Genomic DNA, 229 nt, shown 5'->3' on the forward strand with positions numbered 1-229 from the left:
CCCGAAAGATATGGGTATCAACTGCCATCGTTGGCTGCCCAAAAGCGGTATTTAAAACCACATTGGCGGTCTTGCGCCCAACGCCCGCACGCGATTCTAAGTCTTTACGGTTATCAGGCACGGTGCTATCAAACTTGTCAATCAAGTCGCGGCAAGTTTTAATCACATTTTTAGCTTTGGCGTTGTATAAGCCGATATTCTTAATATAAGATTTTAAACCGTCTTCGCC

1 protein-coding gene is annotated in these 229 nt (G+C 45.0%); it reads right to left on the reverse strand.

The features are described 5' to 3' along the window. A partial coding sequence (nth, locus tag AAEY79_RS16695) for an endonuclease III domain-containing protein (protein ID WP_407074223.1) occupies nt 1-229 on the reverse strand: 229 nt, incomplete at both ends.

The organism is Psychrobacter sp. GW64-MNA-CIBAN-0177 (assembly GCF_040309585.1).
Taxonomy (GTDB): Bacteria; Pseudomonadota; Gammaproteobacteria; order Pseudomonadales; family Moraxellaceae; genus Psychrobacter; species Psychrobacter okhotskensis.